The sequence below is a fragment of the Staphylococcus auricularis genome (assembly GCF_051172115.1).
Classification (GTDB): domain Bacteria; phylum Bacillota; class Bacilli; order Staphylococcales; family Staphylococcaceae; genus Staphylococcus; species Staphylococcus auricularis_A.
In genome coordinates this window covers 1-25,384 of record NZ_JBPIZN010000005.1, presented here as the reverse complement: position 1 = coordinate 25,384, position 25,384 = coordinate 1, and the positions used below count along the sequence as shown (strand labels likewise).

Here is a 25,384-nt window from a genome sequence, read left to right as displayed (position 1 = left end):
TAAAACGTGCCTAAGTCTAAAGTAGGAAACTAAAATCGTTCCGGAGCCTATTCTGTTGGCTTCGGAACCATTTTATAATGGAACCAATCAACAATGAGGTGGTTCTATGAACTTTTTAGTGAAATACTTAAATAAAATGACTAAAAACTTATTAAATATGAGCATTCAAGATTATCGTCAATACTTAGATATCAAATTAAGTAGTATTGAAAAATACATAAACTATTTGAATTTAAAAAAACAGCACGTTAACGAGATGATTGACAGGCTCACCGTTACATTAGAAAATAAATATGTTGAATTCATTGAAACGATGAAGATTAATTTTGCGCAAGAAGTAGAAAATCTTGAAATTAATGATATTAAACAGAAGCTCAATCAAATGGAAGCGGATGTTGCACGTATTGATGCAACGATATCACAACAAACGAAAGAGAAAGCGACTGCCGAAACTGAGTGTGATTTAATGGAACAAATCTATTTAGTCGCTTAATAGAAAGGTGGCGAACAATGACTCACAAATATATATCAACAGAAATGTTGATTATTTTTACTGCGCTCATGATTATTGCCAATTTTTATTACATCTTTTTTGAGAAAATTGGCTTTTTACTCGTCTTACTACTAGGGTGCATTCTTACCTATATCGGATACTTATATTTTCATAAGATTAGAGGATTATTAGCGTTCTGGATTGGTATGCTACTCATTGCTTTCACCTTGCTATCGAATAAGTATACGATTATTATCTTATTTTTATTCTTACTCGTAGTGATTGTGAGATATTTATTTTATAAGTTTAAGCCACTTAAAGTCAACGCGACTGAAGAACCTGTGACCTCACCTCAATTCATCAAGCAGAAGTGGTTAGGTGAGCAACGTACACCAGTCTACGTTTATAAATGGGAAGATGTACAGATTCAACACGCAATCGGTGAAGTGCATCTTGATATGACGAAAGCAGCAAATATCAAAGAAAATAATACGATTGTGGTACGTCATCTCATCGGAAAAATACAAATTTTCGTTCCGTTTAATTATAACGTAAACTTACATTTTGCAGCATTGTTCGGCAAAGTATTCATTAATGATAAGACGTATCGCGTTGAAAATAATCACATACAAGTGCTTGAAGAAACAAAAAAAGATAATTACGCCGTCAATATTTACGTTTCAACATTAATTGGGGATGTTGAGGTGGTTTATAGATGAACCACTATATCAGAACCATTGGCTCAATGTTGATACTGGTCTATAGTGTGTTGATCACGTTTTTGTTCATTGATCGCTTCTTTGTTAATATTATTTATTTTCAAGGCATGTTTTACACACAAATCTTAGGAATACCTGTCATCTTATTTCTTAATTTGATTATCATCTTGTTGTGTATCATTGTCGGTTCGATCCTAGCTTATAAAATAAATGAACAAAATCATTGGTTGCAAACGCAAATTGAACACGCAATCGAAGGGGAAACAGTTGGAATCAATGATCAAAATATCGAACTTTATAACGAAACGATTGCTTTGTACCAAACATTGGTACCACTTAACCAAGAGCTACATCGGCTCCGCATGAAAACACAAAATATGACCAATGAATCGTACAACATGAATGATGTTAAAGTAAAAAAAATCATTGAAGATGAACGTCAACGTTTAGCGAGAGAGCTCCATGATTCAGTGAGTCAACAGCTTTTCGCGGCGAGTATGATGCTCTCTGCAATTAAAGAAACGAAACTTGAACCGCCTTTGGATCAACAAATTCCAACTCTTGAAAAAATGGTTCAAGATTCACAACTCGAAATGCGTGCGCTATTATTACACTTGAGACCGCTAGGATTAAAAGATAAATCTCTCGGTGAAGGTATTAAAGATTTAGTTACAGATTTACAGCGTAAAGTGCCGATGAAGGTCGCACACGAAATTGAAGATTTTGAAGTACCTAAAGGAATAGAAGACCATCTGTTCCGAATTACACAAGAAGCCATTTCGAATACATTACGCCATTCAGAGGGTACAAAAGTGACGGTCGAATTGTTTAATAAAGTCGATTATTTTTTATTACGTATCCAAGATGATGGGAAAGGCTTTAATGTAGATGAAAAAGTAAAACAAAGTTACGGCTTAAAAAATATGAGAGAACGTGCATTAGAAATTGGTGCGACATTTCATATCGTTTCATTACCTGACTCGGGTACAAGAATAGAAGTGAAAGCGCCATTGAATAAGGAGGATGAGACGGATGCCAATTAAAGTATTGTTTGTGGACGATCACGAGATGGTTCGAATCGGTATATCGAGCTACTTATCTACCCAAACAGATATTGCAGTCGTGGGAGAAGGTGAATCAGGCAAGGATGCGATAGCTAAAGCACATGACCTCAACCCCGATTTGATATTGATGGACCTTGTGATGGAAGACATGGACGGGGTAGAAGCGACAACACAAATTAAAAAGGACTTGCCGCACATTAAAGTCGTCATGCTGACAAGCTATATTGAAGATAATGAAGTTTATCGTGCGTTAGATGCAGGCGTAGATAGCTATATTTTGAAAACGACAAGTGCGAGCGGTATTGCGGATGCGATTCGTAAAACTGATCAAGGTGAAGCGGTATTTGAACCTGAAGTGTTAGTTAAAATGCGTAACCGTATGAAGCAACGTGCGGAATTATATGAAATGCTGACCGAACGTGAAATGGAAATACTACTGTTGATTGCAAAAGGTTACTCTAACCAAGAAATTGCGAGTGCTTCTCATATTACGATTAAGACGGTTAAAACGCACGTGAGCAATATTTTAAGTAAGCTCGAAGTACAAGACCGTACACAAGCCGTCATCTATGCGTTCCAACACAATTTGATTAATTAAATAATGATAATATAAAAAAGAGTAGGTGCAACATCTGATTAAGTGGATGAGATGTTTAAACCTACTCTTTTTGTATTGTTTTAATTTTGAGAAGCTGCGTATTTGTATCCATCATGAACGAGTTCGAGTTCACCCGTACGTGGATCGATAATAAGACCATGAACGGGTACGGATTGATCAAATAATGGATGATTAATCACTTGATCAACGTTGTTTTTTACATTTTCATATACATCAGTGAAGCCTTGTAAGAATTTACGAATATCTAATCCTGAATGAGATAGGATTGAAAGTGTATGATCATCGACACCTCTTTGTGACATACGTTCTAACACTTCATCGACATTCAGTTGACCCATACCACAATCCCGATGTCCCATAATAATAATCTCTTCTGCGCCTAAAGCATAAATGGCGATGAGCAAACTACGCATCGTTGAACCATAAGGGTGGGTAATGGTCGCCCCTGCATTTTTTACGATTTTTAAATCACCATTGTTAAATCCGAGTGCTTTTGTCGCGAGTTCTTGTAAACGTGTATCCATACAAGTGAAGAGCACTGCTTTTTTATCCGGGCGTTTACTCGTCTCGTATTGTTCATACATATGTTCTTCGACAAACGTGCGATTAAAATCTAAGATATTTTCTAATAATGACATCTGTTTCACTCCTATATTGTTTCATATAAAAAGGAGTAAGACGGTGAAATCTTTGTATCCAATTAGATTTCGCTCTTACTCCTCATGAAAGTGACATCTTTATTATGACGTCAATTAATTTTGATGTTGTTGATCCGATGAAGCGTTAGTCGATGATGTGTCCGCGTTTACTGTAGATGCTGTATCGTTGTTATCCTCATCGGCATTTTCATCGTGATTTTCTTCTTCAGCGTTTGCTTCTTCTTGTTCTAATTCGTGGAATTCTTGTTCCTCAGGTGTACGGCCTCTGACAATTTTACGTTGATGTAAAATAGCGTTGATTTCAGCACCGATGATGAGGATGAAACCAGTGATGTAAAGCCATAACATGAGGATGATGATACCAGCTAGGCTACCATACGTTTTATTGTAGTTTGCAAAGTTAGAAATGTAGAAACTAAATAAGAATGCACCGACTAAGAATAATACGGTTGAAAAGGCAGCACCAGGTAATACAGACATAATTTTAATTTTTACATTAGGTGCTAATGTGTATAGCACAATGAAGGACACGAATACGATAAGGAATGGCAAGATAACTCTAATGAGGTTGAATAGCCATTTTACTTCATCACCTAAGCCGAGCGGTCCAAAGATAAAGTCACCAATCACACCGCCAAATGTAGGTAAGATGAGTGCAATCGGTAAAACAATTACCATTGCAAGTGTGAAGAGCACACTAGACAATTTGGAAACGACAAAATTACGTTTATCCTCAACATCGTAAGCAACGTTAAAGGCGTTCATAATCGCTGTCATCCCGTTTGAAGCGGACCATAACGCCACAATTAAACCGATTGATAATGTACCACCACTGGAGGCGTTAAAGATTTCTTCGATGACACCTTGGACTTGTTCGCTGTACTCTTGAGGTACGTGTTCAATAATCATATCACTAATATCGTGCGGATCTGCCCCTAACATAGGCACGATAGATAGTAAGAAGATCAACATTGGGAAGAGCGACAACATGAAGTAGTAAGACAGTTGTGCCGCCATCCCTGAAGCGTCATCTTTACTGATACGGTAAATTAAGTAAGAAAAGAAGTTAGGATTTTTCGTATATTTTGCGGGTTTATTAATACGAGATACGAAAAATGCCTGATCATCCTTCTTAGGTTCCTTTGATTGGAACTTGGTAGGTTGAATGTATGTACGATCTTTCTCAATATGTTTATCTGTGTTGTTTTCTTGCTTATCCTTCATTTCGTTAAGAAAATTAGAATTTGAATGCTTGTTTTTCGACATCATAAAACTCCTTACATACCGATAAAATGTTAGTACATTTTTAAATATACTGTAAAATCTAACCAAGGTAAACACGTTACGGTAAACTCGTAACATACTTATGGTCTTATACCGCTTTTTACGTAAAATAAAACAATCCAGCAGCCTATTTATACATAGAAAGTGATTGAATTCCCGATGTATCGTTACTGCGCAAGCTAACTTAGTGGATATATGACCTTGAAAGTTAGCTGCTATATCAGGACATAGACATAAAAAAGCCGCTTGAATCAAGTCACATTTCAAGCGGTTTTTAGATTAAACTGTGTCCCTTTAAGAAGGATTAATGATTTAAACGATTGTTTTTACGATCGATGAACGTTGCTTTAGCATCTTTTAAAGATTGTTCTAATTGTGGATTGTTGCGTCTTATTTCTTCGATCGCATCTTTCCAGTAGAGGACTTCGTCTTTAATATCATTAAATTTAGAAGGTTTATTAGAACGGTTACCTTCTTTAATATCTGTAAAGGTTTGTTTTAAAGATTGGCGTGTAGATTTGTCAGCTAATGTGATTAAGCCACCAACTGCAGCACCAAGTAAAATACCAGGAACTAATTTGTTTTGCATGTTGATTACCCCTCTCTTAAATTTGCATCTTTGACGATGTAGTCAATTAAATTATCACATGATGATTGTACCATTTTATAAACACCTTCAAAATTATTTGTATAGTAAGGGTCTGGCACATCACTTTCTTCCATGTTACTAAATTCTAGCAATTTAAACAATTGTCCTTGAATATTAGGATTAATACGACGGATATTGTCTACGTTGCTTTGATCCATGGCAATGATATAATCAAAGTCATCACCTGGCTGGAATAACTCACTGATGATGCCGTCAAATGGAATATCGTGTTGTTTTAAAATATCTTGCGTCCCTTCGTGAGGCGTTTCGCCTAAGTTCCATCTGCCAGTACCACGTGATTTAACAACGACACCTTGAACGTTGCGGTCTTTCAAGCGCTGTCTCATGATTGCTTCAGCCATTGGAGATCGACAAATATTACCTAGACAGACAAAAGCGACTGTTACCATTTTTTAACCTCCCAATTTTCTTATTACGACTATTTTATATGTTTTTTCAACATTTCTAAAGGATAAATTCAACAAAAGTTTTATAATAGGGTAATGTTTGATAGAATAAACTGACAAAGGAGTGAAACGAATGGCATTAACGAATAAAGAGATGATAACGGAAATCAGATCGCAATTGAACGTAGTCAATCAAGGTTTGATTGATCCTGATAAATTTACAGAAGCAAACCATGAAGATATCGAAACGATCTATCAATTTGTTATGTCAAAGCAGTCTTTTACGCCGAGTGAAGTCACAGCCATTGCCAATGAGCTAGGACAATTAAGAGATTAAGGGGTGTTAGTATGAGTGAATTTCAAGACAAATTACAACAATATGCACGTTTACTTGTTGAAGTAGGTATGAATGTGCAAGAAGGGCAACCAGTGTTTATTCGATCTAATGTCAATGCGATTGAGCTTACACGTTATGTAGCAGAAGCGGCTTATCGTCGAGGTGCATCCGATGTCGCTGTTGAATTTAGCGATGATCGTTTAGCACGTTTAAGATACGAATATGAATCTGAAGACTTTTTACGCAATCGCGCAGTCAATACATACGACGTAGATAAAAGATTAGACTATGCGAAACGCAACGCAGCAAACTTAGCGATATTATCTGAGGATCCTGATTTATTAAACGGTATTGACTCAGCTAAGTTAAACGCATTCCAAACTGAATACAGTAAAGCTCATAAAACATTTATGACCATGATGCAAAACAACGAATTCCCATGGTGTGTTGCCGCGTACCCTTCAAAAGAATGGGCACAACGTGTTTATCCTGATTTAGGTCCAGATGAAGCATTAAACCGATTCATAGATGAAGTGTTGGACATTGCACGCGTCGATGGTAATGATCCTGTAGAAAATTGGGAAAAACACGTAAAAAACTTGAGCGTTCGTGCTAAACAGTTACAAGAGAAAAATTACAAAGCATTACACTATGTTTCTAAAGGTACAGACCTCACAATTGGTTTACCTAAAGGTCATTTATGGGAAGATGCAACAAGCTACTCAAGTGAAGGACAAGCCTTTGTTGCAAATATCCCGACTGAAGAAGTATTCACGGCGCCTGATCGCAATCAAGTAAATGGCTATGTATCAAACACATTACCATTAAGTTATAACGGTAACATCATTGACGGCTTTACATTAACATTTAAAGATGGAGAAGTCGTGGACTTTAAAGCAGAGAAAGGTGAAGCCGTGTTAAAAGATTTATTAAACACGGATGAAGGTTCTCGCCGTTTAGGTGAAGTCGCTTTAGTTCCAGATGATTCACCCATTTCAAATCGAAATACCATTTTCTACAATACGTTATTCGATGAAAATGCGTCTTGCCATATCGCGTTAGGCTCTGCTTATGGATTTAACATAGAAGGCGGTACAGAAATGACGACTGAAGAAAAAGTAGCAAGCGGCTTAAACGATTCATTAGTTCATGAAGATTTCATGATCGGTAGTGCAGATCTTACAATTTATGGCATTACTCAAGATGGTCAACAAGAACTTGTTTTCGAAAATGGTAATTGGGCAGATTAGTTTAACTTAAGTATCTATGAAGTGAGGTAAAAAGGATGGGAACTCGTAGAAGTAAAGCGATGTCAGAGTCTAGATGTGAAAAAGTGAAACAAATTTTTCCGACTGACACCAATCATCATCATACGCTATTTGGAGGCGTATTGATGTCAAATATTGATGAAATATCAGCAATCAGTGCTATGAAACATGCCAATTCCAAAGTGGTTACAGCTTCAATGGACTCTGTAGACTTTTTGAAACCGATTAAGACGGGCGATATCATCGTCTTTGAAGCAAAAGTAACCTACGTAGGAACATCGTCTATGGAAATTGGTGTTCAAATCATTATTGAGGATCCTCTAAACAATGAAAGACAACTTGCTGCATTAAGTTTTTTAACTTTTGTAGCAATCGATGATGATGGCAATACAGTTGAAGTTCCAAAAGTTTACCCAGAATCGGATACAGAAAAATGGTTCCACGAAACTGCAGAAAAACGTGTGAAAAGACGTAAAGAACGCAGAAAAGAAAGCCAAGAAACCGTTGAATTTCTATCCAATCAATTAAATATCAAATAATAACAAAGAAAGCGCTTATTGAGGATGTTGATCTCAATAAGCGCTTTTTACTATTTTAGATGATGACTAGCTTCCACATTAGTCCATGTTGTACATGAGATGCATCTCACGTTCTTTTTCTCTGAAATCTGTATTGGGATAGTACATATTTTTTACCAACACGTTAGGCCCTAAACAATTAAATTTAGAACAGTGACAGTTGAGTGCTTGAGCAAGAGGGGTTGCTAGCCATTGTTCGAACACGTCAGTTAAACGATCGGTTTTGATATTAGAAATAGTACCATTTTCATCACCAAAGTCTGTGACAATCACGTTACCCGTAAACATATTGACATTGAGACGGTTCCGACCATCTGGATCGTTACGCATTGTGACATTTTCGGTTTGACGTAAGCGATTGAGTAACGCTTGATCTTGTGGATCATTGATACAAGGATAGATGGGTAGCGTACCGAACAACATCCACGTTTCTGAGTCACGAATGTCGAGTAAGTAATGAATGGCTTGTTTCATCTCTTTAAGTGGTAACACGTTGAGTGAACTTGCGAAATCGGCTGGATACATCGGATGAATTTCATGTCTGCGGCATTTCATATCATGTACGACTTCATTATGTATTTTTTCTAGGTGGGGCAATGTACTTTGATTCAACATTGTTTCTGCAGAGACAAACATACCTTGATCAGATAAAGTGCTTGCGTTATCGATCATTTGTTCATATAGTTTGAGTTTCGCTTTAAGTGGAGGTTGTTTTTCCATCGCGCCAAAACCGACTGAAGTAAACTCATCAATGGTACCCCAGTTATGTGAAATATGCATAACATCGATGTACTCCGCAATATCTAAATAGCGATCTTGCGGTAGTGTTAAGTTTGAATTCATCTGCACATAGATACCACGATGATACGCATATTTAAGTAATGGCTTCACGACATGTTTAATCGATTTTTTGGAAAACATCGGTTCGCCACCTGTTATTGAAATCGTTTTTAATGTAGGGATTTCATCTAAGCGACGATAAATCAAATCCATCGGTAAAGATTCTGGATCTTTCGTTTGTAATGTATAACCGACAGCACAGTGACTACAACGCATATTACATAAGTTCGTTGTCGTAAATTCAATATTACTCAGTGTTAAATCACCGTATTGCTCAACATCGTTGTACGCTTCCCATGGATCATTGTTGATGCTGATGGGCTTTTTTGTCGGTATCGATTGAGTTGGCATACCAAACGCCTTCTTTCTAAAATGATTCATAAAGTCAAATATAGCATGTGAACTGCTCTGATAGGAACTTTTAAGATCCTGTTCACACACATTTTAATATCTTGAATAATGTTTGATTTCGAAATAAAGATACAACCTTGACTAGGATAACAGTTTCAGGAAATAAGTTGAAGGCTATTTTTAAATTTAAAGCAATTGAAAACGCTTCTTTTATTAAAATTGTCTTTCTACGATAAATACAATTTATAAGAAACTGGCACAACAGATTTTTAAATCATGTTAAAATGAACGTAATATTGAAGAAGGAGTGTGCATGATGAACGAACAAAAAACAATAGACCAAATCAAACAACGACTAGAAAAATTTATTACTGATATTGATCAAGTTAATCCAGACGATGTCAAAGTTGAAGACATCGATGAATGGATAGGGTTGTTAGATCAATTAGAAGAAAAAGTTAAAACCGTTTCCAAAAAATAGTGAAAAACAAATATGTAAAAATTTAATGTTTAAACCTTTCTATACTTGGCTATATATAACCATAATTCATAAAAGAAAGGTGATTATAAATGGCTAAAAAAGTTGCAATTATTGTTGCTGACGAATTTGAAGATGTTGAATTAACTAGTCCAAAAGAAGCTATTGAAGAAGCTGGACACGAAACAGTAATTATTGGTGATGAAGCTAACGCTGAAGTTTCAGGTAAACACGGCACTAAAGTTACTGTAGATGTTAGCATTGGCGATGCTAAAGCAGAAGATTACGATGCAATCCTTATCCCTGGTGGTTTCTCACCTGACCACTTAAGAGGCGACGCTGAAGGAAGATATGGCACATTTGCTAAATACTTCACTACAAACGACGTACCTACATTTGCAATCTGCCACGGTCCACAAATCTTAGTTGATACTGACGACTTAAATGGCCGTACTTTAACAGCAGTATTAAACGTACGTAAAGACTTATCAAACGCTGGTGCAAATGTTGTAGACGAATCAGTAGTTGTAGATAAAAACATCGTAACAAGTCGTACACCTGACGACTTAGATGATTTCAATAGAGAAATCGTAAATCAATTAAACTAATTCATTGTTCTTGTAAGAACGCATGAACAATCAACTCCAAAAGGCAGCGTGACAGCACGTTACGTACTGCCTTTTGGAGTTTTCTTTTTAACATAATGAACAAGCTCATCAGCAATTACATATAAATGACATACCTTCATTCAACATGCTACTTTTCAAATAAACTGAAACAGATATCTTTAATTGTGTATGGAGATACACCTTAGGACTGATTTTTGCCAAATGCAGTAGATTATAACGTTAAGACTTGTTAAACTTATTTATAATAAAGTGAAAGTAAGACGAGCGCATAGCTTTAACGTCATTTAAGCAGTGCACAACATTTAAAATTGTAAAATGACACTCAGAACGCTTACATAGAGAGACATGTTTGCGCGGGGAGTTCAGTAGCGATCAAATGATCATCCGTGTTCGTGAGGAATTTTGAAAGAAAGGAGCACGCTATTAAAAGGTAACACCCGAGTAAAAATGTGGGGCACGAACCTCCAGCTCATTTTTTCTTGGTTTTAATAGCTAAAGATGAATGAAGCGAAGTGAACGTTATTCTAAATCAAAGCGAAAAGCAGTAGCCTATGACGATGTAGGGCCTTATTATAATACCTATTATCAGCCTGTGGGAAGACCACCAAAAAAGAAAAAAGGCAAACGTTGGTTTCTCACTATATTAATCATATTAGCCATTGTATTAACTGTTTTCATGGGCTTGATGTACTTTTTATCAAAATCTGCAAATGTTGAAGCGTTACATTCTATCGAAGAGAAAAATTCGTACGTGCCCGTATCTGATATGAATGATTACACGAAGGGCGCATTTATCGCCATAGAAGACGAGCGGTTTTATCATCATCATGGTTTTGATATCAAGGGGACATCGAGAGCATTATTTTCAACAGTAAGTGAACAGAGTGTACAAGGTGGTAGTACCATTACACAAGAAGTTGTAAAGAATTATTTTTATGGCAATGAACGCTCATTTATTCGTAAAATGAAAGAATTGTTTGTAGCCTATCGTGTTGAAAATGTATATGACAAAGATCAGATTTTAAGCTTTTACGTCAATAATATTTATTTCGGTGACGATCAATACACTGTAGAAAGTGCTGCAAATTACTATTTTGGTACGACGACAGACAAAAATAATAAACATTTACCACAAATCTCAGTACTACAAAGTGCGATGCTCGCAAGTAAGATTAATGCACCGAGTGTATACGATTTAAACGACATGTCTGATCGTTATATTAATCGAGTTAAAGTCAACTTAGAAAAAATGAAGCAGCAAGATTTTATTTCGAATGAAGAATACGAAGAAGCGATATCACAACTTGGCGCTTCATAAAGTGACTTAAAGGGAGGATTCTTTTCATTATTTTAAGATAGTGAAAAGAATTTTTTGATTTTGAGGTGAATAGTACAACGCACGCTGTCGCTATAATTCCCTTAAACACCATAATAAGTTATGCTAGATAAGTGGAGTGAAAAAGATGCCAAAGATAACTAAAATAGAAGTACAAAAAAATAACAGTGAACGATTTAATCTATACCTCGATGGCGTTTTCGAGATGGGTGTAGATATCAATACGCTGGTTTATTTTAACTTGAAAAAGGATCAACAAGTCGAACCCGCAGAGATGGCAGAGATTCAGCAATATGAGCAATATCGTCAAGGTATCAATCGCGCGATCAATTATATTTCATATCGCAAACGGACAGATAAAGAAGTCGCACAACATCTTTCAAAAGCAGATATCGATGAACCCACCATTGCGCGTGTACTTGAATATTGTCATGAGCAAAAGTTAATTGATCATGATGACTACGCTGAAAGTTTAAAAAATACGATGTTACGTACGTCAGATAAAGGTCCGGAAACATATCGTCAAAAATTGTTTCAAGCGGGTATAGAGAACGATGTGATTGAACGCTATGTAAACTTGTATGAATCTGAACAACCTTTTGAACAGATTTTGCATATTGCACAAAAGATAATTAAGCAGAAAAAAGGTACTCCGATGCAAATCAAATCGAAAGTCAGTCAATCATTGATGCAAAAGGGCTTTACGATGGGTACGATTAACGAAGTGATGTCAGAACTTAACTTTTCTCAAAGCGAAGATACGCTTGATGAGATGCTACAACAAGATCTTGAAAAGTCGTATCGAAAATATGACAAGAAGTATGAAGGTAGACAAGTTATACAAAAGACAATAGAAACGCTTATGAGAAAAAGATATAAATATGATAAAATTAAAATTAAATTGGAGGAAAGCGGTCTTGATGATGGAACAGAAACGTTTGAGTGAAATGAACGAACAAGAATTACGAACAGAGATTCAGCAATGTACTGAAAAGATGCGCAAGGCAGAAATGAATGGCATCATCAACGAATATGGTGTCTATCAACGCAAAATTTTAATTGCTGAAAGTTACCTCGTGGATCGTGATAAAGTAGAAATAGTTAAGATTTACAAGCTCAATGATGGTACTGATGATTATTTTAAAGTAGAAAGACTGAAAGGTATTTTCGCGTGGGGCTTTAGAATCAACAGTACAGAACCTGAAGAAGGGTTACCACTCGCATTATTAAATATATAGAAGGATGAAATAAAAATGGGCAGTTCAATCATTTTAAAGTTACTAAATGTAACGCAATATTATAGAAATAACAATGCCAGAAAGTGGTACGCACCTTATGGATATGACGCTGACAATATCGAGCTCAATCATATTCAACTTCATATCTACCAAGGCGAATCACTCGGTGTTATAGGTGAACCCGACTCTTCTAAATCACTGATCGGGCGATTGCTGGCTGAAGAAATTAAACCAGATAAAGGACGCGTCGTACGTAAAAGAGATATTTTCTTCGCTGATATCGATGATAAAGTCTATCAACGCGATACTGTATATGACTATATCAATAATGTGGTCTCATTGTTCCCACGTAGTGATGACCCGGCTGAAATCGTTCAATCGGTTATTGAACAATCACAGTTATCAGATGAAACTGACACACCAGTGCAACGATTGTCAGATGAACAGTATGCACAGTTATCGTTTGTGTTAGCACAATTATCTGAAGCAAGCATTATCATATTTAATCACATTATTCAGCATCTTACAGACACGCAATTCGAAGCGATGATTCCTTTTGCGAAACAATACATAGAAAGTAATCAAACGCTCGTCTTCATTGATGACGATGTAGATCGGATTGAGCAAGTATCTAACTACATTGCTTGGATTTCTCATGGTCAGTTGCGCATGGAAGGTCAATTAAAAGAAGTACTTCCGATGTTCAGAGAGCATGAGAAAGATCGCTTATCCATTCAAACTGAAGAAGATGAAGCAAATTTCGATTTAGACTGGAAACAAAGTAGAAACCGTATTCCTGAGCTCGCAAATAATTTCAAACGTGTCGAACGTTATCAACATCAAAAACCACCAGCGATATTATATCGTTTTTGGGGTCTGTTGCTTGTCTTTGTACTTGGGGCTATCCTTATGTTGGTTCTAATCTTTAACAATGCAGGTAGATTAAATATAGCTCAGAATATTGATCAAAATAAAATCCAAAATCAACAACAAAATCCTTTTGAAGAAACATTGGCTTACGGCATTGCATTGAACAAAGAAAAATTACAGCGCATCGGTTCTAATCAAACGTTATCATCTAAAAAGTATGCATTGTATACGATTACAGGTGAAAATGCGAAGAACTATCGTGTTCAAGTCGATGGTAAAGATTACAAAATCGCTAAAAATAACGTCCGTTACTTTGATCCAGCTGGACTATATGAAAAGCATCAAATGCAAACCTTGGCACCTTATATGAAGAACAACTATATCAACTTCGTAGATTACTTCAACAGTCAGTTACACAAATCACACAATGAGGTTACAGATACGCTCGTTCCAGAAAACGATAAAGATCAAAGATTTGTAGTACCGATTACGCAACAACCGATCGATATGCTATTTAATGATAAAAATAACTTGGCTGGGTTTGTCTATCCTATGACGAAAAAAGATGAACTCAAGAAAAAATACGATATTAACAGTAATTCATGGATGGTCAAAACGGATAGCGGTTATCTGATGGCAGATATGAAAAATAAAAAATGGATTTATATTGAATTGTAGGTGTGAAAAATGATAGATAGTATCGTAGATTTTTATAAACATTTACCACATCTATGGCATCATGCAATACATCGGGTGAAACATGAGTGGAAATGGTTTATATTACCAGTTTTAATCAGTGCTGTATTATTGATTGCGCTAATGGTAGGCTTTCATGTGAAAGGGACGCCTGATCTGAATCAAGCGCGTTGGTATTATAGATTAAGTGCGTTTACCGCATTTATGTTCATATGGTTCGCCATTTATCGCGGCTATAAATTATTCGAAGAAGATTATTGGTATAATCGTCAATTGAGTTTAACGCCTGTCGTGCACAATGTACTCGTTGCTGTGATTTATAGTGTGTTGTTAGGCATTATGGAAATCATATATATCGTGGCGACACCATTGAACATAGAAAGTTCAGTGCTTGCAGTATTATTCTTTGTGCTCATGTCAGCGATCTTTATCATCTTATGTTCTACATTATTAGGACAGTTTACGTTAGTAAGCAACAAAGTGGATATCATTTATTTTATCCTATCAGTGGTCATTTTTATCTTGTTGCCGATTTGGTATATACCAACATCTTATGATTCACTCGTGACACATCTACTCATGATTAATCCTGTATTTTATCTTGTAGATGGCATGGCACAATCTGTTGTATTAGGTGTAGTGAGCTTAACGAATATTCCTTACCATCTTTACTTTATTTTCATCCTAGCGATTGGCTTTGTGATCAATTACGGTCTCACACGTTATGTTGTGTATAAAAAATATGAAGTAGAACCGAAATTTGATGAAGTTTCTACAAAAGAAACTGAACAAACTGAAGCGACAGCAAAAGAGGCAGACGAAACACATACAGAGTCAACTACACAAACGACTGAAGAGAACCACAATGATCAAAACAAAAACTGATTCATATAGGTGATCGAGTCAAAGGCGATTAAGCTATTAATAAGTAATGAAAAAGCACTATAAAAGGCTGAGACTTTTAACTTGTCTCAACCTCCTATAGTGCTTTTATTATGCGTATTATTGCGCGTATAATTTACGTTGTAATTTTTCCTCACTGAAGACCCAGCCGATGTATGAGTGATCAATATTGTTTTCATCATCGAGATGGGCAATCGCTACGAAGGAATAGTGACCATTTTTCAAGTAGCGTAAATCAATGAGTCTGATTTCTGTTGTACCGTCATCAAGATCTGTTTTTTGCCAACGGTATACAGAAGAAAAGTTTAAAAACGTTCTGATATTTTTATCATTCTGTACATATTGCATGAGATCATCACTAGGGAAGGGTTGGCGTTCTACCTTATCACTAAAGACGATATTGCCACCATAACTACGACCCACATAATCGTATTTTTCAGTTTGTATACCTACACGCCATTCCATAAATTTCATCGTTGGTGCTACGAAAACTTTGACTGGGTGTTGTTCAGCTTGAATTAATTTCACAGCCTTACGCTTGATAATCGCTTGCATGCGGAATCTTAAAATATAATAAATGATGAGTATACCTATGATAGGGAAGAATGCGAGAAATGGATGGACGCCCAGTACCCAAAGCAAAATGCCAATACACAATAAGATAAAAATGATAGGATCAAATGTGTTGATGACACTGAGCTGAATCCACTTATTTGTAATTGGCCGTAAAGCCTGTGTACCATAGGAATTAAAGATATCAACAAAGACATGGAGAAAGACTGCCAATTGAGCCCACATCCATACATGTGTAATAACTACGTTATTAAAGAAAGTAAAGATAACTAAGCTTATGAGTAATGGCCAGAGAATAGTGAAAGGAATTGAATGTGTGATACCACGATGGTTCGCAATGTAAGTGGCATTATCTTTCAATTTCAATACCGTATCACTATCAGGAATTAACGATCCTGCGATTAACGTGGTCGCTGTCGCTGCAAATGAACCAGACATTGCTGGGTCTTGTGTCGCGAGCGCAGTAAGACCAATACCCATAACGATATGCGTAGCTGTATCCATAGCGTTCACTCATTTCGTGTGGATGTTTATGTTTATGAATAGTTAAAATATAACATAGCAAACGGAGATATGGGAAATTTTTAGATATGAGGAGGAGCCAAACGACAGATGTATAATGAAGCGAGTTTTAAACCAAATCTCGTAAATTGGTTTAAAGAAAATCAGCGTGAAATGCCTTGGAGAGAAACATCTAATCCTTATTATATATGGCTGAGTGAAGTCATGTTACAACAAACACAAGTTAAGACAGTTATTGACTATTATCATCGTTTCATTGAACGGTTTCCAACGATTAAAGATTTAAGTGAAGCGGATGAAGATGAAGTTTTAAAATATTGGGAAGGATTAGGCTATTATAGCCGCGCGCGTAACTTTCACACAGCAGTGCAAGAAGTCCACGAAACCTATAATGACAAAGTCCCTAGTGATCCAGAACAATTTAAATCACTTAAAGGCGTTGGGCCCTATACTCAAGCTGCCGTCATGAGTATCGCATTTAATCAGCCACTTGCGACAGTGGATGGCAATGTTTTTCGTGTGTGGTCACGGCTGAATAATGATGCTCGAGATACAAAGCTACAATCTACAAGAAAAGCATTTGAACAAGAACTTGAGCCATATGTGCAGGAAGAAGCTGGGACGTTTAATCAGGCAATGATGGAACTCGGCGCATTGGTTTGCACACCAAAATCGCCTTTATGCTTATTCTGCCCGGTTCAAGAAAATTGTGAAGCCTTTGCGGAAGGAACAGTAGCAGAGTTACCTGTAAAAACGACTAAAGTGAAGAAAAAAACAGTGAACCAGTGTGTGTATTTGATTCAAAATGAGAAAGGTGAATTGCTCATCGAACGACGTCAGCAGAAGTTATTGCATGGTATGTGGGAATTTCCTATGTTTGAAAAGGGAGCGGAACTCCCATTTGATACACTATTACACCAGCCGATACATATCAGTGAGGCACCGAGTTACCAGTTAAAACATCAATTCACACATTTAACGTGGAACATAGAGGTGTTCGAAACTTCACCCGTTATTGATAGTACGCAAATAGAACTCCCAGAACATATGGCATGGATGGATCTCGATGATAAAGAAAATTATAACTTACCTGTAAGCATGTCTAAGATTTATCAATTCATTCGTTCAAGTGATTCATTCGGGAAATCATATTGAGGTATGTTATAATTTGGATGGTAATTAAAAAGATAAGGTGGTGTGGAGCATGGTAAAAGAATCCATACCTAAAGAAGGCCAGACAATAAAAATACAAAGTTATAAACACGATGGGAACATTCATCGTGTATGGTCTGAAACAACAATATTAAAAGGTACGGATCATGTGATTATAGGCGGCAACGACCACACATTAGTAACTGAGAGTGATGGTCGAACTTGGATTACAAGAGAACCCGCAATCGTCTATTTTCATTCAGAGTATTGGTTTAATGTCATTTGTATGTTTAGAGATGATGGCATTTATTACTATTGTAATTTATCTTCACCGTTTGCATGTGATGAAGAAGCACTTAAATATATAGACTATGATTTAGATATTAAAGTATATCCAAACGGCAAGTATCATTTATTGGATGAAGATGAATACGAACAACATATGAAACAAATGAATTATCCTAAAGATATCGACTTAATCTTACGACGTAATGTCGATACATTACAACAGTGGATAGAACAGAAAAAAGGGCCTTTTGCACCTGATTTTATCAAAGTATGGCGTGAACGCTATAAAAAAGTGAGAAGTTATTGAGCATATCTCATGTGTTAATGGGAAATATTGGGTATGATATGAGTCGAACAGTAACAGTTTCATGCTCACAATATAATGAGTAAGCACAGCAAAAATAAACAGAAACTCGTGCTCACTGCAGCCTAGTTCGTGATGATTCACGAGGCTAGGCTGTTTCATTTGCTAACACGAAGAGGGGTAATGTCATTTATGATTAGACGATATTTAAGGTTTGTAAAACCTTATAAATGGCGAATTATAATTACGATTATCGTAGGTATTATCAAATTTGGTATCCCAATGTTAATCCCATTATTAATTAAATACGTTATTGACGACGTGATTAATAATGGTGAAATCGACACACAACAAAAAATGATCAGACTCGCGATTGCATTAGGGATTGCGATCTTCATTTTCGTTGTTATTAGACCACCAATTGAGTTCATCAGACAATATTTAGCACAGTGGACAAGTAATAAGATCCTTTACGATATAAGACGACATCTATACAACCACTTACAAGCATTAAGTGCTCGATTTTATGCGAATAATCAAGCAGGTCAAGTCATTTCTCGTGTGATCAATGATGTAGAACAAACGAAGGATTTCATTTTAACCGGATTGATGAACATCTGGCTGGACTGCGTAACGATTGTGCTCGCGCTTACAATCATGTTCTTCCTAGATGTGAAACTGACGTTGGCAGCGATGTTTATCTTCCCATTCTATATCATTACAGTTTATTTCTTCTTTGGCCGTTTGCGAAAATTAACACGTAAACGTTCACAAGCTTTAGCAGAAGTTCAAGGATTCTTAACAGAACGTGTTCAAGGTATGTCTGTCGTTAAAAGCTTTGCGATTGAAGAAAATGAAGCGGAAAACTTTGATGCACATAACCAACATTTCTTGGATCGTGCCTTCAAACATACGAGATGGAATGCTTATGCATTTGCGGCCGTGAATACAGTCACTGATATCGGACCGCTGATTGTCATTGGTATTGGTGGGTTCCTTGCGATTAATGGTTCTATCACTGTAGGTACACTTGCAGCCTTTGTTGGTTACCTAGAACAATTATTTAGTCCATTACGTCGCTTAGTGTCTTCATTTACTACACTTACACAAAGTTTCGCATCTATGGACCGTGTGTTCCAATTGTTTGATGAAGATTACGACATTAAAAATAAAAAAGGCGCTCAACCGATTGCGATTCAACAAGGTGATATCAGTCTAGATCATGTTTATTTCAAATATAATGAAGATGAGAATATGATCTTACGAGACATTAACTTAGATGTCCATCAAGGTGAGACAGTTGCCTTTGTCGGCATGAGTGGTGGCGGAAAATCAACACTCATTAACTTGATTCCACGTTTTTACGATACGACGAAAGGTTCTATCACAATAGACCAACATCCAATCAAAGATTTCTTAACAGGTAGTTTACGTAGTCAAATCGGTTTAGTGCAACAAGATAATATCTTATTCTCCGATACGATTCGCGAAAATATTTTACTCGGTAAGCCTGATGCTACAGATGAAGAAATTGTACAAGCTGCAAAAATGGCTAATGCTTACGATTTCATTCAAGAATTGCCACACGGCTTTGAAACGGAAGTAGGGGAAAACGGTGTGAAATTGTCAGGTGGACAAAAACAACGTATTTCGATTGCACGTATTTTCCTTAATAATCCACCGATTATTATTTTGGATGAAGCGACAAGTGCATTAGATCTTGAAAGTGAAGCGATTATCCAGGACGCACTCAACGTCTTGAGTGAAGATCGTACGACATTAATCGTTGCACACCGACTTTCTACAATCACACACGCAGATAAAATTGTAGTGATGGAAAACGGACAAATCGTGGAAACTGGTACGCATCAAGAGTTATTAGATCGTAATGGTCAATATGCACATTTATTCAATATTCAAAACTTGTAAGTTATGATTGTAAATTACACAAAAAAGCAGGTACGACACAACGTTCAAATGGTTGTGTCATACCTGCTTTTCTTTTTGGTTACGCTTTTTCAAATAGTAAAGATGATACAGACATCATTTATGATCATTGATTAAAGATCTAAGTCTTCTTTAAGAATATCAATATCGTCATCTTTATTGTGATATGAGAAGAAACTCATTTCAATACGTTCAAGATGTTCTAACGTGTAACGATATTCTTCTATTGCAGCAATGATCTGTATGATGTTTGCGTATGAATACTCAGTTTGGTAAGGATCTCGTTGTATATCAGCAAAGAAAGCATCGATGAGGTCTTTCTTTTGAGGATATTCAATTTGATTTTCCAATTGTCGTGTATCGAATTTAGCTTTACGAGATAAACTAAGGAAAATCTGTTCATGAAAGCTGGTTAAGCTATCGATTTCAAGTTTAATCTGTAGTAGTAAATGATTGTTTATACTATGGAGATCATTTTGATAACGATTCATCCGTTTGAGTACTTCATAAGCTTTTCGTGTACTTAAGACAACTTCTTTAAGTAACACTTTTTTACGATTTTGCGCAAATACATTACGTTTTAATAGTGGTTGTTCTTCTTCATAATACCCTAAGATTTGCTCTAATTTTTTGATACGCTCATTAATATAGCCTCTATCTTCTTTGATATTTTGATATTCTGAAGCGTCATTTAGTACTAATTTAAACCACACAAAGATATCTGAACAGATATTCAGTGAATTGTTGTATAACTTAGATTCAAATTTGGGTGGTAAAAATAAAAAGTTCACGATAGAAGAACTAAAGACACCAATCATAACAAGCACAAATCGAAAGAAAGCAGCCGTATAGAAGTTACCGGTATTTTGTCCCATAACAATGAGCGCTGTCACACTGGCTAACGTCGCAACATGTGCAAGATTGAATCTAAACAAGATTGCGATGAGCAAGATGACTGTGACGCCCATAATGACGAGATGGTTACCAAAAACTGTCACCATACCGACTGCTAATAGTAAGCCGATAACGTTACCGATTGCTTGGTCGGAAACGGTCTTGATAGAGCGATACACACTCGGTTGCATCGCTACGACCGCACTGACACCTGCAATCGCCTTAAGTCCAGCAGAATCAGGTAAAAAAGAAGCAATAAAGAGTGCAAGAATAATTGCGATACCTGTTTTCAGTATTCTAGCGCCTAACTTCAAAGCAATAGCTCCTCATATATTATTAATTTATATATCATTATTGTTATACAACGATTGAGTATAAAAATCAACTTTATTTCATTTGACTAAATGCGTAATCCGCAGCTCTTAATGTTTCATCAATATCTTCTTCTGTATGTTCAGTTGTTAAGAACCAAGCTTCGAATTTAGACGGTGCTAGGTTTATGCCTTGATTTAACATGAGTTTGAAGAATTGTGCAAATGCATCGCCGTCTGAGTTTTCAGCTTGTTCGTAGTTAGTGACTTTTTCATCTGTAAAATATAGGGTCATCGCACCATAGACGCGATTAATTGTCGCTGTGATATTGTGTTTATCAATGAGTTCGTTTAAACCATCTTCTAATCGTTTACCGAGTTGATCTAATTTTTCATAAACACCATCTTGTTCAAGGACTTCTAGTAGGGCGATACCCGCTTTCATAGAGAGTGGGTTACCAGCCATTGTGCCTGCTTGATATGCAGGTCCAAGTGGTGCAACTTGTTCCATGATGTCTTGTTTACCGCCGTAACCACCAATTGGAAGACCACCGCCGACAATTTTTCCGAATGCAGTAAGGTCAGGATACACTTGATATAAATCTTGTGCGGCACCGTAATGGAATCTAAACGCGGTGATGACTTCGTCGTAGATTACGAGGCTTCCGTTATCGTGTGTAATTTCATTGATAGCTTCAAGGAAACCAGGTTTAGGTTCAACCATTCCGAAGTTACCTACAATCGGTTCGACGAGTACACAAGCAATATCGTCACCCCAATAGTCAATCGCTTCTTTATAAGCGTCGATATCATTATAAGGAACAGTAATCACTTCTTGCGCGACGCTTTGCGGCACACCTGCTGAGTCTGGAGAGCCAAGTTGTGAAGGACCACTACCAGCTGCAACTAATACTAAGTCAGAATGTCCGTGATATTGACCTGCAAATTTAATGATTTTGTTGCGTTTTGTGTATGCACGTGCAACACGGATGGTTGTCATGACAGCTTCTGTACCTGAGTTAACGAAGCGGATTTTTTCGAGTGAAGGAATGGCTTCACGTAATTTTTTAGCAAAATCAATTTCAAGTTCTGTCGGTGTACCATATAATACACCTTTCGCAGCTTGTTCTTGGATTGCTTTTGTGATGTGTGGATGTGCTTGACCTGTGATGACTGGACCGTAAGCTTGTAGATAATCAATGTATTTATTTCCATCTACATCGTATAGATAAGCGCCTTTACCTTCGCGCATGACGACGGGCGCACCGCCACCGACAGCTTTATATGAACGAGACGGTGAGTTGACGCCGCCTAGAATGTATTCATCTGAATATTGTTGAAGTCTTTCACTTTCACTAAAATTCATAGTTATCAACCTCTTTTAATTTATTATCTTCGCCTATTATCGTATCATAAAATAAACATTAATAAGAAGAAACAGGTGAGGATATGTTACAAAAAGGAGTGCAATTTCCAGCGTTTTCATTAATCAATCAAGATGGCGAAACCATTACTAATGAAACTCTAAAAGGTAGAAAAGCGATTTTGTATTTCTATCCTAGAGATAATACACCAACTTGTACGACAGAAGCTTGTGATTTTAGGGATAATATCGAACAATTCAATGAGTTAGATGTCGCCGTATACGGTATTAGTGGTGATTCCCAACGTAAACACCAAAACTTTAAACAAAAACTCGATTTGAACTTTGACCTACTCGTTGATGAAGATTATCAACTTTCAAAAGAAACTGGTGTCTATCAACAAAAGAAAAATTTCGGTAAAACCAATTATGGTATTGTAAGAACAACGTTTGTTATTGATGAAAATGGTCAAATTATCGATGTGAGTGAAAAAATGAAAGTAAAAGAACAAATGGCACAATTAAAAGATATTTTGGGGTGATGGGTATGAAAGCAATCAGTTTGAAACCTTTAAAAAGTCAACAACAAGATTTAATATCAGCTTTTCCCGATGTAAAATTTAAATTTACTTCCGGCGTCGATTCAATTGATGAGGCGGATAAAGCATCGGTAGATATCCTCTTTGGCTATGATGGACATTTGGATGAAGCCTTTTTAGCGTCTTGTCCGCAATTAAAATGGATTGCATGGTTTGCAACTGGAGTTAATAATCTTCCTTTAAACTATATAAATAATCACAATATCCGATTAACGAATGGAAAAGGTATCCATGCGAAACAAATGGCAGAATTCAATATTGCGTACATTTTAGACGATTATAAGAATATGAAAACGTCTCATATCAATCAGTTAAATAAAGTATACGATTCTACTATGACTGGGACGCGAGTAATGGGTAAAACAGCGCTCATTTTAGGTACAGGTGAAATTGCGCGTCGAACAGCCTATCTATTACATGCATTTGGTGTTAAAGTATTGGGCATTAACACGAGTGGTCACGAAGCGGAAGAAATAGACGAGTCGTATAAACTGGATACGCTCACTGATGTTTTACCTCAAGCAGATATTGTAATCAACACTTTACCAGAAACAGAAGACACGATTCATTTACTTCAAAGAAAGCATTTTGAGGTGATGAAAGACGATGCATTATTCATTAATGTAGGTAGAGGTACGGTCGTCGAAGAAAATGTCTTAGTTGAAGTATTGAAAAATAAAGTAATCAGACAGGCTTACTTAGATGTTTTTGAAAATGAGCCTTTGACAGAAGATAGTCCATTGTATGAATTAGATAACGTAGTGATTACTGCGCATATTACAGGCAATGGAAAAGAAAATAACCAGGAAGCTACTGATATGTTTAAGCGCAATTTATCTCATTTTCTCAATAAGAATGAATTAATTGAGAATGAAGTTAATCCGAAGCAAGGATATTAGCAGAAAATCAAGTTATGTTTGACAGAAAATACCTGTAGAAGTTATATTTATATTAAGTAATAATTATTATCAAATAGAAAGACAGTGATGGAAATTGAGCGCAGAGATGGAAACAGTCGAACATCAATTAGAACACTCTATCGCATCTTTGAGAAATGCAGGTATTAGAATAACGCCACAACGCCAAGCGATATTAAAATTTATGATTACAACAGATACACATCCCACAGCTGATGAAATATATCAAGCACTATCTCCTGATTTTCCAAATATCAGTGTGGCGACGATATATAATAATTTACGTGTGTTCAAAGACATAGGTATCATCAAAGAACTCACATATGGTGATTCATCTAGCCGCTTTGATTATAGCACTCATAATCACTATCATGTCATCTGTGAAGAGTGTGGTAAAATAGTTGATTTTCATTACCCACAATTAGATGAAGTAGAACAACTCGCACAGCATGTAACAGAATTTAATGTTACGCATCACCGTATGGAAGTATACGGTATATGTAAAGAATGCCAAGAGAAAAAACAAAACAACTAATCATTTAAGATAGACATATGTATTGAAGAAACATAAAAGGCTTGCCTTCTTTTGGAGGTAAGCCTTTTTACATAGCACATTTTGGTAACTGAGTATCACTACAGCATTAGTGGAGGGGAGACGAGTTCACTAATTTTAGATGAAAATATGAATCTAAGTTTCTTCCCATATTTACATTTCATTAACGTTATGTACAACTTTGAGATAAAGCAACATGATATGAGTAATTTTAAATCAAAAATCGGGTTGATAAATGTTGACGAAACTACAGATACTTGGTATTATAAAAAAGTCGCTTAAACGAGACGGCATCTATAAAACACATTATTAACAGAGTGTAAATTTGACACTTGTTAATATGTAAAGATTATTATAGAATATTAAATGTTGAGTTAAGAACACAAACAAATTCTTAAAATTAACTTAAAATTCGCTGTTGACTTAACAATAAATTAATGATACTATTAATTATCGTAACGCGATAAAATGAACATTGAAAACTGAATGACAATATGTCAACGTTAATTCCAATAAACAACGATTCAATCGTTGATTGAACAA

Annotated in this window: 28 protein-coding genes; 20 read left to right on the top strand and 8 right to left on the bottom strand. The window is 36.2% G+C overall.

All coding sequences use genetic code 11. The features are described from left to right. Positions 1–106: 106 nt before the first annotated feature. From ACSBRB_RS08885 to vraR, 4 genes are read left to right on the top strand one after another with little or no spacing between them, the layout of a single operon-like run. Positions 107–493, top strand: coding sequence for a hypothetical protein (locus tag ACSBRB_RS08885; protein ID WP_435032484.1), 387 nt, complete (start codon positions 107–109; stop codon positions 491–493). Positions 494–510: 17 nt separating this feature from the next. Next, complete coding sequence (gene vraT, locus ACSBRB_RS08880; protein WP_435032483.1) at positions 511–1,212, top strand: cell wall-active antibiotics response protein VraT; 702 nt, start codon at positions 511–513, stop codon at positions 1,210–1,212. Further along, positions 1,209–2,255: a sensor histidine kinase VraS gene (gene vraS / locus ACSBRB_RS08875; RefSeq protein ID WP_435032482.1), complete on the top strand. Its 1,047-nt coding sequence runs from the start codon at positions 1,209–1,211 to the stop codon at positions 2,253–2,255. The genes vraT and vraS overlap by 4 nt, the downstream gene beginning before the upstream one ends. After that, positions 2,245–2,874, top strand: coding sequence for a response regulator transcription factor VraR (gene vraR / locus ACSBRB_RS08870; protein ID WP_435032481.1), 630 nt, complete (start codon positions 2,245–2,247; stop codon positions 2,872–2,874). The genes vraS and vraR overlap by 11 nt, the downstream gene beginning before the upstream one ends. Before the next feature lie 80 nt (positions 2,875–2,954). Here the strand turns inward: vraR and ACSBRB_RS08865 are convergent, their stop codons facing one another. The 4 genes from ACSBRB_RS08865 to ACSBRB_RS08850 form a co-directional block, all read right to left on the bottom strand. Then, the gene (locus ACSBRB_RS08865; protein ID WP_435032480.1) at positions 2,955–3,533 is read right to left on the bottom strand and encodes a beta-class carbonic anhydrase; all 579 of its coding nucleotides are present in this window, start codon (positions 3,531–3,533) and stop codon (positions 2,955–2,957) included. A gap of 114 nt (positions 3,534–3,647) precedes the next feature. Beyond that, positions 3,648–4,820 (bottom strand): YihY/virulence factor BrkB family protein, encoded by a 1,173-nt coding sequence (locus ACSBRB_RS08860; protein WP_435032479.1) that lies wholly within the window; start codon positions 4,818–4,820, stop codon positions 3,648–3,650. A gap of 322 nt (positions 4,821–5,142) precedes the next feature. Continuing rightward, complete coding sequence (locus ACSBRB_RS08855) at positions 5,143–5,427, bottom strand: YtxH domain-containing protein (protein WP_107392399.1); 285 nt, start codon at positions 5,425–5,427, stop codon at positions 5,143–5,145. A gap of 5 nt (positions 5,428–5,432) precedes the next feature. After that, positions 5,433–5,897 (bottom strand): low molecular weight protein-tyrosine-phosphatase, encoded by a 465-nt coding sequence (locus tag ACSBRB_RS08850; RefSeq protein ID WP_435032478.1) that lies wholly within the window; start codon positions 5,895–5,897, stop codon positions 5,433–5,435. Between the two features lie 130 nt (positions 5,898–6,027). Here ACSBRB_RS08850 and ACSBRB_RS08845 point away from each other — a divergent pair, with 130 nt between their 5' ends. The 3 genes from ACSBRB_RS08845 to ACSBRB_RS08835 are packed head-to-tail and all read left to right on the top strand — an operon-like array spanning position 6,028 to position 8,038. Further along, positions 6,028–6,231: a DUF1128 domain-containing protein gene (locus ACSBRB_RS08845; RefSeq protein ID WP_435032477.1), complete on the top strand. Its 204-nt coding sequence runs from the start codon at positions 6,028–6,030 to the stop codon at positions 6,229–6,231. An 11-nt stretch (positions 6,232–6,242) separates the two neighbouring features. Beyond that, the gene (locus ACSBRB_RS08840) at positions 6,243–7,481 is read left to right on the top strand and encodes an aminopeptidase (protein WP_435032476.1); all 1,239 of its coding nucleotides are present in this window, start codon (positions 6,243–6,245) and stop codon (positions 7,479–7,481) included. 35 nt (positions 7,482–7,516) lie between these two features. After that, positions 7,517–8,038 (top strand): acyl-CoA thioesterase, encoded by a 522-nt coding sequence (locus ACSBRB_RS08835; protein WP_435032475.1) that lies wholly within the window; start codon positions 7,517–7,519, stop codon positions 8,036–8,038. Between the two features lie 78 nt (positions 8,039–8,116). On the opposite strand, the gene yfkAB is transcribed toward ACSBRB_RS08835, so the two are convergent. After that, the gene (yfkAB, locus tag ACSBRB_RS08830; protein ID WP_435032474.1) at positions 8,117–9,268 is read right to left on the bottom strand and encodes a radical SAM/CxCxxxxC motif protein YfkAB; all 1,152 of its coding nucleotides are present in this window, start codon (positions 9,266–9,268) and stop codon (positions 8,117–8,119) included. 316 nt (positions 9,269–9,584) lie between these two features. Between yfkAB and ACSBRB_RS08825 the strand changes: the two genes are divergently transcribed. From ACSBRB_RS08825 to ACSBRB_RS08795, 7 genes are all read left to right on the top strand, one after another. Next, the gene (locus ACSBRB_RS08825; RefSeq protein ID WP_435032559.1) at positions 9,585–9,749 is read left to right on the top strand and encodes an SE1561 family protein; all 165 of its coding nucleotides are present in this window, start codon (positions 9,585–9,587) and stop codon (positions 9,747–9,749) included. 89 nt (positions 9,750–9,838) lie between these two features. Continuing rightward, complete coding sequence (locus ACSBRB_RS08820; protein ID WP_435032473.1) at positions 9,839–10,354, top strand: type 1 glutamine amidotransferase domain-containing protein; 516 nt, start codon at positions 9,839–9,841, stop codon at positions 10,352–10,354. Positions 10,355–10,877: 523 nt separating this feature from the next. Further along, positions 10,878–11,693 (top strand): monofunctional peptidoglycan glycosyltransferase SgtB, encoded by an 816-nt coding sequence (gene sgtB, locus ACSBRB_RS08815; protein WP_435032472.1) that lies wholly within the window; start codon positions 10,878–10,880, stop codon positions 11,691–11,693. Between the two features lie 145 nt (positions 11,694–11,838). Beyond that, positions 11,839–12,657, top strand: a complete 819-nt coding sequence (recX, locus tag ACSBRB_RS08810) for a recombination regulator RecX (protein ID WP_435032471.1) — start codon at positions 11,839–11,841, stop codon at positions 12,655–12,657. Then, on the top strand, positions 12,635–12,949 hold the full coding sequence (locus ACSBRB_RS08805; protein WP_435032558.1) for a YfhH family protein: 315 nt from the start codon (positions 12,635–12,637) through the stop codon (positions 12,947–12,949). Before recX ends, ACSBRB_RS08805 begins: the two co-directional genes overlap by 23 nt. 15 nt (positions 12,950–12,964) lie before the next feature. Next, positions 12,965–14,497 (top strand): ATP-binding cassette domain-containing protein, encoded by a 1,533-nt coding sequence (locus ACSBRB_RS08800; protein WP_435032470.1) that lies wholly within the window; start codon positions 12,965–12,967, stop codon positions 14,495–14,497. Positions 14,498–14,506: 9 nt separating this feature from the next. Next, entirely contained in the window at positions 14,507–15,400 is an 894-nt protein-coding gene (locus ACSBRB_RS08795) for a sugar ABC transporter permease (RefSeq protein ID WP_435032469.1), read from the top strand. Between the two features lie 117 nt (positions 15,401–15,517). On the opposite strand, the gene ACSBRB_RS08790 is transcribed toward ACSBRB_RS08795, so the two are convergent. Further along, complete coding sequence (locus tag ACSBRB_RS08790; RefSeq protein WP_435032468.1) at positions 15,518–16,495, bottom strand: metal-dependent hydrolase; 978 nt, start codon at positions 16,493–16,495, stop codon at positions 15,518–15,520. A gap of 108 nt (positions 16,496–16,603) precedes the next feature. On the opposite strand from ACSBRB_RS08790, the gene mutY reads away from it, so the two are divergent. The 3 genes from mutY (at position 16,604) to ACSBRB_RS08775 (ending at position 20,186) form a co-directional block, all read left to right on the top strand. After that, on the top strand, positions 16,604–17,668 hold the full coding sequence (mutY, locus tag ACSBRB_RS08785) for an A/G-specific adenine glycosylase (RefSeq protein ID WP_435032467.1): 1,065 nt from the start codon (positions 16,604–16,606) through the stop codon (positions 17,666–17,668). Between the two features lie 49 nt (positions 17,669–17,717). Continuing rightward, on the top strand, positions 17,718–18,260 hold the full coding sequence (gene ntdP, locus ACSBRB_RS08780) for a nucleoside tri-diphosphate phosphatase (protein WP_059107817.1): 543 nt from the start codon (positions 17,718–17,720) through the stop codon (positions 18,258–18,260). 189 nt (positions 18,261–18,449) lie between these two features. Next, complete coding sequence (locus ACSBRB_RS08775; protein ID WP_435032465.1) at positions 18,450–20,186, top strand: ABC transporter ATP-binding protein; 1,737 nt, start codon at positions 18,450–18,452, stop codon at positions 20,184–20,186. Between the two features lie 131 nt (positions 20,187–20,317). On the opposite strand, the gene ACSBRB_RS08770 is transcribed toward ACSBRB_RS08775, so the two are convergent. Both ACSBRB_RS08770 and ACSBRB_RS08765 read right to left on the bottom strand, forming a co-directional pair. Next, the gene (locus ACSBRB_RS08770) at positions 20,318–21,412 is read right to left on the bottom strand and encodes an FUSC family protein (protein WP_435032463.1); all 1,095 of its coding nucleotides are present in this window, start codon (positions 21,410–21,412) and stop codon (positions 20,318–20,320) included. A gap of 73 nt (positions 21,413–21,485) precedes the next feature. Then, positions 21,486–22,775 carry a glutamate-1-semialdehyde 2,1-aminomutase gene (locus tag ACSBRB_RS08765; RefSeq protein ID WP_435032462.1) on the bottom strand — a complete coding sequence of 430 codons (1,290 nt, stop codon included), beginning with the start codon at positions 22,773–22,775 and terminating at the stop codon, positions 21,486–21,488. An 83-nt stretch (positions 22,776–22,858) separates the two neighbouring features. Here ACSBRB_RS08765 and bcp point away from each other — a divergent pair, with 83 nt between their 5' ends. The 3 genes from bcp to perR all read left to right on the top strand — a co-directional run bounded on the left by bcp (position 22,859) and on the right by perR (position 24,823). Continuing rightward, positions 22,859–23,314 carry a thioredoxin-dependent thiol peroxidase gene (gene bcp / locus ACSBRB_RS08760; protein WP_435032461.1) on the top strand — a complete coding sequence of 152 codons (456 nt, stop codon included), beginning with the start codon at positions 22,859–22,861 and terminating at the stop codon, positions 23,312–23,314. A 5-nt stretch (positions 23,315–23,319) separates the two neighbouring features. Further along, positions 23,320–24,270 carry an NAD(P)-dependent oxidoreductase gene (locus ACSBRB_RS08755; RefSeq protein ID WP_435032460.1) on the top strand — a complete coding sequence of 317 codons (951 nt, stop codon included), beginning with the start codon at positions 23,320–23,322 and terminating at the stop codon, positions 24,268–24,270. Positions 24,271–24,364: 94 nt separating this feature from the next. Next, the gene (perR, locus tag ACSBRB_RS08750; RefSeq protein WP_059107823.1) at positions 24,365–24,823 is read left to right on the top strand and encodes a peroxide-responsive transcriptional repressor PerR; all 459 of its coding nucleotides are present in this window, start codon (positions 24,365–24,367) and stop codon (positions 24,821–24,823) included. The last annotated feature ends 561 nt before the right edge of the window (positions 24,824–25,384 follow it).